Raw genomic sequence first — 11,460 nt, forward strand, 5'->3', positions numbered from 1 at the left:
AAAATTACTTATTATAATTTGAAAAATCTTTGTGTTCGCTTTTATGAAGCTCAGCTTCGGTTAAGTTTTTAAAGTAGTCATAGGTTTTTTTCATACCTTCAGCACGACCTACTTTAGGCTCCCAACCTAACAACTTTTTAGCCAATGCTATGTCTGGTTGACGTTGCATGGGATCGTCCACAGGTAAATCTTTATATATTACTTTTTGCGTCGTGCCTGTTAATTTAATAATCTCTTCTGCAAAATCTTTAATGGTAATTTCATGTGGATTTCCAATATTTACAGGGTTTGCATAATCACTTAATAGTAATCTATAAATCCCTTCTACTTGATCTGTTACATAACAAAATGATCGCGTTTGCACACCATCACCAAATACGGTCAAGTCTTCTCCACGAAGTGCTTGTCCCATAAAAGCAGGAATTACACGTCCATCGTTAAGTCGCATTCTTGGTCCATAAGTGTTAAAAATACGGACAATACGTGTCTCTAATCCATGAAACCTATGATACGCCATAGTTATAGATTCTTGAAAACGTTTGGCCTCGTCATACACGCCTCTTGGTCCTATGGTATTAACATTACCATAGTAATCCTCTGTCTGTGGATGGACTAATGGGTCACCATAAACCTCTGATGTAGAAGCAATAAGCAACCTTGCATTTTTAGCTTTAGCTAAACCTAATAAATTATGTGTCCCTAAACTACCTACTTTTAGTGTTTGAATAGGTATCTTAAGATAATCTATTGGACTTGCAGGTGAAGCAAAATGTAAAATATAATCTAGGTCACCTTCTATATTTATAAAATTTGTAACGTCATGTTGTATAAAAAGAAAATTAACATTAGAAGACAGGTGTGCTATATTTTTAGGATCTCCTGTTATAAAGTTATCCATACCAATAACAAAATAACCTTCGTTTATAAAACGATCGCATAAGTGTGATCCTAAAAATCCTGCTGCTCCAGTAATTAAAACTCTTTTTTTACTCATTTATCTTCCTATTGACACATATTTAAACCCTTCATTTTCAACATCTTTTACGTCATATAGATTACGTCCATCAAATATAGTTGGACTATTCATTATCTCTTTAATTTTTGCGAAATTTGGAGTTCTAAAAATACTCCACTCTGTAGAAATAATTAATGCATCTGCTTTGTTTAATGCTTCATACATACTATCTGCAAAGTTAATTTTATCCCCTAATTTACGTTTAACATTTGGCATAGCCTCTGGATCAAAAGCTGTAATATTACATCCTGCTTCTAATAAAGCATCAATCATATATAAAGCAGGTGCCTCTCTAATATCGTCTGTTTCTGGTTTAAATGCTAATCCCCAAACAGCTATATTTTTCCCCTTTAAATCATTATTAAAATGAGATTCTATCTTAGGAATTAATACTAGTTTTTGTCTAGCATTAACATTAATAACTGCGTCTAAAATTTTAAAATCGTAATTATTATCTAATCCCGACTTATGTAATGCTTTTACATCTTTAGGAAAGCATGAACCACCATATCCAATCCCTGGAAATAAAAATCGTTTTCCGATACGAGAGTCTGTTCCCATACCAATTCTAACTTTATCTACGTCTGCTCCTACTTTTTCGCAAAAGTTAGCAATCTCATTCATAAAGGTTATTTTGGCAGCTAAAAACGAGTTGGAAGCGTATTTTGTAAGTTCGGCAGACTTTTCGTCCATTACAATAATTGGATTTCCAGATCTTACATATGGCTTATATAGTTTTTCCATAAGCTTAGTTGCACGATCGCTACTTGACCCAACAACGATACGCTCTGGCTTTAAAAAGTCGTCTACAGCAAATCCTTCGCGTAAAAACTCTGGATTAGAAACAACATCAAAATCTACTTTTGCATTTTTAGATATGGCTGCTTTTACTTTATCAGATGTACCTACTGGCACTGTACTTTTGTCCACGATGACTTTATAGTCCTTTATTAACTTTCCAATATTATCTGCTACACCTAAAATATATTTAAGGTCTGCAGATCCATCTTCATCTTCTGGCGTTGGCAATGCAAGAAAAATGATATCTCCATGCTCCAATCCTTCTTCTAAACTAGTAGAAAATTTAAGCCTATTAGCTTTAATGTTTCTTTCAAATAACACATCTAAATGAGGCTCGTAAATAGGCACCTTTCCAGATTGCATTTGTTTTACTTTTTCCTGATCTATATCTATGCAAAGTACTTCGTTTCCTGTTTCTGCTAAACAGGTTCCTGTTACTAAACCAACATATCCTGTCCCAATTACTGCTATTTTCATTTGTATCTATATTTAAACTATCTTTTTGTCAAAAATTTCAAAATCAGAATTCATACTTAAAAACTCAGGTACGATCTCTTTCATTTTTTTTACAATTTCATTTTTGTTGTCTTCTTTAGCTAAAATAAATAACTCATTTACATCTTTGTTAATTTCTGTATGAGTACAATTATCTATTTTGGCAATCATGATTTTGCTATTGTAAGTTGGTAATGTTGTAGATTTATAGCTTAACAACTCTTCATACAACTTTTCTCCTGGTCTTAATCCAACAACTTTAATATCAATATCTTTATAAGGTACAAAACCTGCTAAACGAATAATTTTTTTAGCCAAGTCAATTATCTTAACAGCTTCTCCCATATCAAAGATAAAAATCTCTCCACCATTACCCATTGCTCCTGCTTCCAAAACTAATTGGCAAGCTTCTGGTATGGTCATAAAATACCTAATAATGTCTGGATGCGTTATTGTTAACGGTCCACCTTCTTGAATTTGTCTTTTAAATAATGGTACAACAGAGCCATTACTACCCAAAACATTTCCAAATCTAGTGGTTACAAAGTTAGTTTTGTTTTTAGGATCTGCCATAGCTTTAACCTGTAAGGCTTGGACATAAATCTCGGCAATACGTTTTGAGGCTCCCATTACGTTACTTGGGTTAACAGCCTTATCTGTAGAGACCATGACAAATTTTTCTGATTTAAATTTATAAGATAAATCCGCTACATTTTTTGATCCCATTATGTTAGCAAAAATAGCTTCCGATGGGTGTTTTTCCATTAATGGTACATGCTTGTATGCTGCTGCATGGTACACTACTTGTGGATTATATTTTTTAAAAACATCTTCTAAAACATCTACTTTTCTTACATCTCCTATAATTGCTTCGAAGTTTAGATCTGGAAAATCACGTTTAATTTCTTGCTGAATTTCGTATAAAGGCGATTCTGATTGATCAAAAATCAATAGTTTACTAGGTTTATAGCTAGCTACTTGTCTAACAATTTCGCTTCCAATGGAACCTGCTCCACCTGTAACTAGAATACATTTATTAAAAATTTCTTTTGCAACTAACTTGTTATCTAACTGTATTGGTTCTCTCTCTAAAATGTCTTCAATTTGTATTTTTTGAATTTGATTAGAAAGTGTAGTGTTTTTTTCTATATCGGAAATTAAAGGCGCTCTAAAAACCTTGTAGTTAAACTCTAAACAGCTATCAACAATTTTAATACTTTCCTCTTTTGTTAAGGAGCTATCTGCTATAATAAGTGCTTGTGCATTATATATCCTAAGTAATACTGCGGTTTTGCGTTTTAGATAAATAATTGGTAGACCTAATATTTCTTTACTTTTATTTTTACCATCCTTATCAATAAATCCTAAAACCTTGTATCGCGAAGGTTTTTCCGATTTTAATGCACTTGCTATTGCTATTGCATTTTCACTGGTACCATAAATTAAAACATTTAGTCTTGCTTCTTCATCATTGTAACGTTGGTAAACTTCAAAGACTTGTTTAACCAAAATCCTAAATAAAAATAAACCACAAAAAGATACGATGGAATATATAAACAGTTGAGGAATTGAAAACAACTCGTCACCAACCAAATAAAAATAACCGTAGTATAATGCCAAGGATGAAAGCAATGTAGCTAAAGACGCTAGAAAAAACTTAGCAGCATCAATAAAGGTTGAGTGCCTTATAAGGCCAGCATAAGTCCTAAATAGTATAAAAAATAAGACATTAATTACAACTATTAAAAGCTCCTCATTTGAAAATCCTAAATTAAAAAAAGCTGCATTTTTAATTTTGCTTACAATAATCTTAGTAAAAAATAAAGAAATTACTAATATGAAACTATCAAAACAAAGTATTGCCCACCTTGGTAAGTAATTTACATTTTTAAAATCTATCTTTTTCTGACTAGATTCTAAAACTTGAAATAAAGCTTGTTTTAATTGTTTAAGCATTTGGATCTTTAATAAAAGTTAACAAATATCTTAAAATATAATGACAATGTAATCAAAATTATATTTAAAGCCTTTACAACTCTAGTTAATGTAATAATTTATAAAAGCTTATTTACTACTTTTTTTATTCTATCTAAATCTACTTGCTGTAAATTTGATCCACTTGGTAAACACAATCCTTTTTCAAACAGGGTTTTACTTAATTGATCACCAAAGTATAGCGCGTTTTTAAAAATTGGTTGCATATGCATAGGTTTCCATAAAGGTCTTGTTTCTATGTTCTCTGTATCCATAGCTTCTTGGAATTGTGCTTTTGTAAAAGGTGCGTCTTCATGAATTAAGATACAACTTAACCAAAAATTTGAATAAAAATCTTCATTTGGCTGTTTTTGAACTTCGACACCTTTTACATCTTTAAAAAGATTAGTGTAAAACGCATTCATGTCACGTCTTAATCCAATGTGTTTATCTAAAACCTCCATTTGTCCACGTCCAATACCAGCTGAAATATTACTCATTCTGTAATTATAACCAATTTTAGAATGTTCGTAATGTGGTGCATTGTCCCTTGCTTGGGTAGCATAAAAAATAGTTTGATCCTTATCTTCACTTGTATTGCAAACCATTGCTCCTCCACCGGAAGTTGTAATAATTTTATTACCGTTGAAGGATAAAATTGAAAAGTCCCCAAATGTTCCGCATTGTCTACCTTTATATGTGGATCCTAAAGCTTCTGCAGCATCTTCAACTACAGGTATTTGATATTTTTTAGCGACCGCTAACAATTGGTCTACTTTAGATGGCATACCATACAAATGGACTATAATTATAGCTTTTGGTTTTTTACCGTTGGCTATTCTGTCTTTTATTGCTTCTTCTAGATGCTTTGGACACATATTCCACGTTTCTGCTTCACTATCCACAAAAACTGGTATTGCACCTTGATAAACTATTGGATTTGATGATCCACAAAAGGTAAAGGTTTGACAAATTACTTCATCATTTAATACTACACCAAGTTGTACTAAAGCTAAATGGATTGCTGCTGTACCAGAAGATAAACAGGCTACTTTTTTGTCTTGACCTAAATAGGTTTCTAGGTCTTTTTCAAAACCATTTACATTAGGACCTAATGGTGCTACCCAATTAGTATCAAACGCTTCTTTTATATAATTTTGCTCTGTTCCTCCCATGTGTGGAGAGGATAGCCATATTTTTGAATTCATTTTCTAAAAATTATTTTAATAACTGTTTTTATTATGATTTTAATATCACCTATAAAAGACTGCGTATAATAGTACTCTAAATTAAGTCTTAATTTATCAGGATATATAACAGAATCGTTATAATGTTTTGGGTTATCATTCTTTAATAAAACTTGTTCTTCGTTAATATATTTTAAGGTTGCAGGACTAGTTAAACCTGGTTTTAATTCTAATATTTTACTAAACTCACCTGTTAGTTTATCCAAATATATTGGTAATTCTGGTCTTGGTCCAACAAAGCTCATGTCACCAATTAAAATGTTTATAATCTGAGGAATTTCGTCTAGTTTATATTTTCGTAGAAAAAATCCTACTTTATTAATTGTATCCGTTTTTAAACAGAAGGTTTGCAGCTTATAAATAGTAAATAATTTACCATTTTCACCTAACCTTTTTTGTTTAAAAATACCTGTTCCGCCATTATATATTTTTGCTATAATTATTAAAAACAATAATGGTAGTAACAAAACTACAAGTAACATTAAAGCTAATAATTTATCAAAAAAAGCTTTCATTTTTTATGCTCTGTACAATGGGAAAAACCCACTATTGGTATCTTTATTTTTTAATTGAACTAAGTTGTCATAGACTTCTTGATCCGATATAAATTGCCACACTTTATAATTAAAGTTTAAATCTGAAAAACCTGATTTAAACTTGTAAAGTGAGTCTTCATCACTACCACCAACACCACCACCAAGGTGCAGGTAATCTAAATCCAAAGTGTTACCTAATAGTCTAGCCTCATCTAAAATTAGCTTCATTGGTGTATCCCTAGAAAATTCTGCTTTTGTACCCGCTAAATGGTATTGCATTACTTTATTTGTGACAGTAAAAATAGCACCTGCTGTAATTATATCGTCTTTTTTAGCTAAAAGTAATTTAGCATCAAAGGAATCGTTTTTTAAAAAGGAGTAAAAATAGTCTTTAGTAAAGAAGTAATTATCCGAAGCATTAACCCTTTTCATGGTATCATTATAGATTTCAATAAATTGATCTATTTCCTCATTAGTAGTGGCTTCAATCACCGAGAAATTATTTTTTTTAAGCTTATTTATTTCGTATTTATTAGACTTTCTATATTTCTGTCTTTGTAAATCAATAGGTAAATTTAGGTCTATTGCTATTGTTTTATTTAAGCTAATTGTTTTTCCAAATCCATCTAACATTTTATGGTTTTCAAATACTGGATGTAATCTAGAAAAACAGGACACAATTTTAGAGTCTTTAAAAAATGACAGTACATTATTATGAAACAAGTCTAAAAGCGCTTTACTAACTTGGTCAAATGCTATGTTAGATATTGGTCCTGCGTAGCCATATACCGATGTACAGTCTTTAAAATCTGATTCAGGAATATCCCTAATAATAATTGGCAAAGCAATATAAGCATCCTCTAAAGATTGGACCAATAATACAGGTTCTCCTTCTGTTTCTAATACATTATAGTCAAGGGTATGATAAAAATCATAATTAACACTATTAGTAATTATATTAGACCATTCTTGGCTTTCGCTGAGTTTGATTATTCTAATACTATTCATTACTGAAATAAAAATTTAATTTGTTTATTATAAGATTAATATCCTCTGTATTATATCTATAATCTAAATGCAAAAAAAGAACTTTATCTTCAATTTCTATATCTCTTTTAGTAAGTTGGCCAGGCCACAAAACAGCTGGATATATTTTATTACTAATTAGATAAGATTTAAGTTCATCTCTATTTTTTTTAGACTTTAACTGTAAAACTAATCCTGCTCCAAGTCTTGTTTTTTGGCTATTTAAAACTAAGTCTTTATCAATCTTTAAATTACTTAAAGCTTGATTAATATTTTCTTTTTTTGCTTTAAGTATTTGGGTAATATCTAAATTTTGTAAAAGTACCTTAGCTGTTTTAGGTATTTTGGCACTTTTTAATTTGCCCTCCAAGTTTTCTTCACTTTCAATAAATATCTCTCTGTAGGTGTCTTTATCGTTAGACAAACCTTCTAAATATCTTTTTTTCAAATACATTGCTGTCAATTTTTTGATAGCTATACTATTTGCTAAACGACTTTGTTTACCCTTAGGTAATTTAAAACCATTAGAACTTGCTAAAAAGCCCCCAGAAGGTATTGGCAACTCTTTACGTAAAGAACCAAAAACATAGTCCGCAGTGCTAGTCTTTATGGCTTCTAAATTATGAGTTAAATCATCTATTAAAACTGCTTTTTTTATGGATAGAAACAAGTGATGTTTTAGCCCAAAAAAATCAACGTTTATAATCACAGACGTTGGATTATCATTAATCTTAAAATCTTTATCTATTGTGTCTAAAAAAGGATTAAAATCGTAAATCTTAACATCTATAGTTAAGTCTTGTATAAACTTAACAACCTCTTGGCAATAGTAACTAGGAAAATATACTGTTTTCCAGTTATGCTTTTTAATACCTTGCTTTAGCAAGGCATAAAGCGCTGTTCTGCCTGATAAAAATAAGGTTGTGTTTTTTAAGAAAAAATTTTGGTTATTGGTTTGCCACTTGGACTCTGTGCAAAGATGGAAATCTGAACCAAATTCTTTATTTGTTATTGACCCTCCCAATATTTATTTTCTTTAATTAAATTAAAATAATCTTCTTTAGTAATACCAACAATTACTTGATCCCACCATTGATTTTTTCTAAAATAATGATTTTTTTTAACACCTTCTACTTGCCAACCACACTTTTTAGTATAAACTCCTATAGATGCTTCGTTGTAAGAAATCATTGAACCATTCATTCGCATTAAACCTAACTCTTCAAATGCATATTTACTTATTGCCATTATAGTGTCCACACCATAACCTTTACCTCTCATATTTTTATCTCCTAATAGCATACCATGAAAAGCATTTCTATCTTTCCAGTTAATCTCTACAATATTAGCCATACCTATTATACCAAGCTCTTCAGTATCTATTGCAAATCTTTGGTTTGTACTGTTTAGTGATAATGAATTAAACCACTTTTCTTGGTCTTGTCTACTAGAAGGGAAATGCCAACCACCTAGCATATAATTAATTTCCGGATTATTTGACCACTTATGTAAAAATTCTAAATCTTCTCTTTCTATAGCTCTTAGCGTAATTTTTTTTCCCGTGATATTCATTATTTATTATTTTTAAAATGGTTAGAATCTAAGTTTTTACTAATCCCTAAATCATCAACTTCGTCTACTGTTTGCCCGTTAACTATTGTACTTTTACTAAATAAAACACTGTTTATAGTCATAAATATAATTTTGCAATCTAATTTAAAACTTAAATTGTCTATATAATAAACATCATTTATAAAACGCTCGCTAAATTTCATTAGATTTCTTCCTTTAACTTGTGCTAAGCCTGTAATTCCGGGTTTAACTAAATGTCTTCTTTTCTGTTCTTCTGTATACAACTCTAAATAACTTGGTAGTAAAGGTCTAGGACCAATAATACTCATATCTCCTTTTATTACATTTATTAACTGTGGTAACTCGTCCAAGGATGTTTTTCTTACAAATTTTCCAAAATTAGTTAAGCGGTCAACATCCGGTAATAACACTCCGTTTTTATCTTTGTCCTCTGTCATCGTTTTAAACTTAATAATATTAAAAAGTTTACCATCTTTACCAGGTCTAGTCTGGAAAAAAAAAGGGTTTCCTTTATTTACATATGCCAATGACAAGTAGACAATAATAAATATTGGGCTAAAAACTAATAAGCCTAGTAATGCTGCTGTAAAATCAAAAAATGGTTTAAAGACGTTTTTGTACATTCTATTTTTTTGTGTTTTCAATAACTTTAACTACTTGTGGGACTAGGATAGACTTATCGTATTTAGTCTCTGCTAACTGTCTAGAGTTAATAGAAAACGTATTATATAAATCTATATCTTTCTGTAAAACCTGTATTTTTTCAACTAACTGCTGTGGACTTGTTATGTCAGCATAAAAACCACAATTATTATCCTCTACCATGGTTTTTGTCCAACCTGCAGAATTAACTATTATTGGCTTACCTGCAGATAAGGAATCAAACAATTTGTTAGGTGAATTAGTCTTTAAAATGTCAATATTAGCGAAACTTACAAGCGAGACATCACATGCATTTACAATTTCTGAAACTTCAATCAATGCTTTTGTACCTAAAAACTTTACGTTGTCTAACGCATTATCTTGCACGTATTTTTTAAAGGTTTCAAATAAAACGCCTTCACCTAAAAACACAAAATCAATGGTTGTTATATTATTGTCTTTTGCATATTTTGCTGCTTCAAAAAGGTGCTCTAAACCGTTAGCTCTACCCATTGCACCAAAATGAATACAATTAAACTTTTGTGGATTTAAACCTAAGTTAGTTTTTTGCTGGTCTGATACTGGTCTAGGAAAAAACTCGTCAATCTTAGACATATTTGGTATCATGCTAACTTTGGTGCGGTCAGTGATAAACTTTAACACCCCTTTTTCCATACCTGGGGACAATGCAATAATATGACTAGCATTTTTATATATTGTTTTTTCAAAACCTACTGCTAATTTTATTAACAGTTTATTTTTTAAAGCTCCCATTTGGATTGGTACTTCAGGCCATAAATCTCTAACTTCAAAAGTATATGGAATCTTTTTAAACCATTTCCCTATTAATGCGGGAAAACCAACCGTTAAAGGTGTTGAAGTTGCAAAGACTGCATCTACATTTTTTTCTTTTAATAAGTAATAACTTGACATAAACATAAATGACAAGAAAGACTTAATTCTAGCAAAAATTGACAAGTTGTTAGAGTACGGAACGTTTAAGTACAAAACGTTAATACCATCAACAATTTCATGCTTTTTTGAAGAATCCATATTGTTTTTAGTACTAATAACTAAAACATCATGGTTTTTTTTTATTAACTCTTTAGCGATCCAATAAGATCTAGTACCACCAGACTCGGTTGGTTTTCTAAAATATTGGTGTATGTAGATTATTTTCATTGTTTTAGACTTAGCGCTCTATCATAATTAATAAATAGTACTGATATAAACATAATGACTATTGTATTAACACTTGTAAGTAAATTACCCGAAAATAGAGATGCAAAAATAAGACTAAATATTATAAAATTAGAATACTTAGCAGAACTTGTACAAAGATTTTTGAAGAACAAAACATATGCAACAACTCCAGTAAGCCCAAAAAACAGGATTAAATCAAACAATTCTAACTCAACTCGACTATTCGCAAATTTAGGTCCCCCAAAGATATAATTTAAAACACCCCAATTTTCTTCAATATAAGGAATAAAATAGTTTTGTAAAAGCACATTCCTGTATGACGTAAAGGATGTAAAAAAGCCTTCTTCCAAATACACCCTATTAAACAATGAAAACTGTTTAGCAAAAACATCTTGAATTACGTGTCTAAATAAAAAAATCATTAGTAAACTACCCGCTAAAAAATAGTACGTTATCTTTTGCTTAAGCAGTTTAATATTGTCAATAAAAAAATATAATAAGAAAATTAATGTTAATAAAGATGCTTTTTTTGTTCCAATTAAAAAGGAGCAAACAACTAGTAAAACTAAAACACTTGCCATTACCATATCCTTTTTTTTAAGGTATAAATAGTAGGCAACACATATTGCTATAAAATATAGATAACCTGCTTCGCTGTGATATAAAAGCAAACCTTGAAATCCAAACCTATTCCCTCCAAAAAAGTAGGATTTAAACACATTAAGATTTAAAAAATAACCAATTAATATGGTAACTGAGTTTAGTGCCATAAACCAAATAAAAACTTTTACTTGATATTTTAAAACACTGAATACCATTGTTTTATTAAATAAAAAAACAAATAGCAACGCAAAAACACCATTTAAAAAATAGTGTCCATTAAATAAGATATTAGCCTGGTTTAGTGTAGAATAAAATGTTAATTGAC

At 30.3% G+C, this 11,460-nt stretch carries 11 protein-coding genes; all 11 read right to left on the reverse strand.

Features of this window, described 5'->3' with window-relative positions:
- Window positions 1-4: 4 nt before the first annotated feature.
- Window positions 5-994 (reverse strand): UDP-glucuronic acid decarboxylase family protein, encoded by a 990-nt coding sequence (locus JM82_RS13250; protein WP_145004864.1) that lies wholly within the window; start codon window positions 992-994, stop codon window positions 5-7.
- Window positions 995-2,293, reverse strand: coding sequence for a UDP-glucose dehydrogenase family protein (locus JM82_RS13255; protein WP_145004867.1), 1,299 nt, complete (start codon window positions 2,291-2,293; stop codon window positions 995-997).
- A 12-nt stretch (window positions 2,294-2,305) separates the two neighbouring features.
- Window positions 2,306-4,267 (reverse strand): polysaccharide biosynthesis protein, encoded by a 1,962-nt coding sequence (locus JM82_RS13260; RefSeq protein WP_145004870.1) that lies wholly within the window; start codon window positions 4,265-4,267, stop codon window positions 2,306-2,308.
- Between the two features lie 98 nt (window positions 4,268-4,365).
- Window positions 4,366-5,493 carry a DegT/DnrJ/EryC1/StrS family aminotransferase gene (locus JM82_RS13265; RefSeq protein WP_145004873.1) on the reverse strand — a complete coding sequence of 376 codons (1,128 nt, stop codon included), beginning with the start codon at window positions 5,491-5,493 and terminating at the stop codon, window positions 4,366-4,368.
- A complete protein-coding gene (locus JM82_RS13270) occupies window positions 5,490-6,047 on the reverse strand; it encodes a sugar transferase (protein ID WP_145004875.1) in 558 nt (185 codons plus the stop codon). The genes JM82_RS13265 and JM82_RS13270 overlap by 4 nt, the downstream gene beginning before the upstream one ends.
- 3 nt (window positions 6,048-6,050) lie before the next feature.
- Window positions 6,051-7,076 (reverse strand): GNAT family N-acetyltransferase, encoded by a 1,026-nt coding sequence (locus JM82_RS13275; RefSeq protein WP_145004879.1) that lies wholly within the window; start codon window positions 7,074-7,076, stop codon window positions 6,051-6,053.
- Window positions 7,069-8,118: a hypothetical protein gene (locus JM82_RS13280; protein ID WP_145004882.1), complete on the reverse strand. Its 1,050-nt coding sequence runs from the start codon at window positions 8,116-8,118 to the stop codon at window positions 7,069-7,071. Before JM82_RS13280 ends, JM82_RS13275 begins: the two co-directional genes overlap by 8 nt.
- A complete protein-coding gene (locus tag JM82_RS13285; RefSeq protein WP_145004885.1) occupies window positions 8,103-8,666 on the reverse strand; it encodes a GNAT family N-acetyltransferase in 564 nt (187 codons plus the stop codon). Before JM82_RS13285 ends, JM82_RS13280 begins: the two co-directional genes overlap by 16 nt.
- Window positions 8,666-9,310: a sugar transferase gene (locus tag JM82_RS13290; protein WP_145004887.1), complete on the reverse strand. Its 645-nt coding sequence runs from the start codon at window positions 9,308-9,310 to the stop codon at window positions 8,666-8,668. The genes JM82_RS13285 and JM82_RS13290 overlap by 1 nt, the downstream gene beginning before the upstream one ends.
- A gap of 1 nt (window position 9,311) precedes the next feature.
- On the reverse strand, window positions 9,312-10,511 hold the full coding sequence (locus tag JM82_RS13295) for a glycosyltransferase family 4 protein (protein WP_145004890.1): 1,200 nt from the start codon (window positions 10,509-10,511) through the stop codon (window positions 9,312-9,314).
- Complete coding sequence (locus JM82_RS13300; protein ID WP_186439224.1) at window positions 10,508-11,302, reverse strand: hypothetical protein; 795 nt, start codon at window positions 11,300-11,302, stop codon at window positions 10,508-10,510. Before JM82_RS13300 ends, JM82_RS13295 begins: the two co-directional genes overlap by 4 nt.
- Window positions 11,303-11,460 lie beyond the last annotated feature (158 nt).

This window comes from Olleya sp. Hel_I_94, assembly GCF_007827365.1.
Taxonomy (GTDB): domain Bacteria; phylum Bacteroidota; class Bacteroidia; order Flavobacteriales; family Flavobacteriaceae; genus Olleya.

Coding starts and splice junctions, on each gene's coding strand:
- JM82_RS13260 (WP_145004870.1), bottom strand. CDS start 4,267: ATGCTTAAACAATTAAAACAAGCTTTATTTCAAGTTTTAGAATCTAGT.
- JM82_RS13290 (WP_145004887.1), bottom strand. CDS start 9,310: ATGTACAAAAACGTCTTTAAACCATTTTTTGATTTTACAGCAGCATTA.
- JM82_RS13275 (WP_145004879.1), bottom strand. CDS start 7,076: ATGAATAGTATTAGAATAATCAAACTCAGCGAAAGCCAAGAATGGTCT.
- JM82_RS13265 (WP_145004873.1), bottom strand. CDS start 5,493: ATGAATTCAAAAATATGGCTATCCTCTCCACACATGGGAGGAACAGAG.
- JM82_RS13300 (WP_186439224.1), bottom strand. CDS start 11,302: ATGGCACTAAACTCAGTTACCATATTAATTGGTTATTTTTTAAATCTT.
- JM82_RS13285 (WP_145004885.1), bottom strand. CDS start 8,666: ATGAATATCACGGGAAAAAAAATTACGCTAAGAGCTATAGAAAGAGAA.
- JM82_RS13295 (WP_145004890.1), bottom strand. CDS start 10,511: ATGAAAATAATCTACATACACCAATATTTTAGAAAACCAACCGAGTCT.
- JM82_RS13255 (WP_145004867.1), bottom strand. CDS start 2,293: ATGAAAATAGCAGTAATTGGGACAGGATATGTTGGTTTAGTAACAGGA.
- JM82_RS13250 (WP_145004864.1), bottom strand. CDS start 994: ATGAGTAAAAAAAGAGTTTTAATTACTGGAGCAGCAGGATTTTTAGGA.
- JM82_RS13270 (WP_145004875.1), bottom strand. CDS start 6,047: ATGAAAGCTTTTTTTGATAAATTATTAGCTTTAATGTTACTTGTAGTT.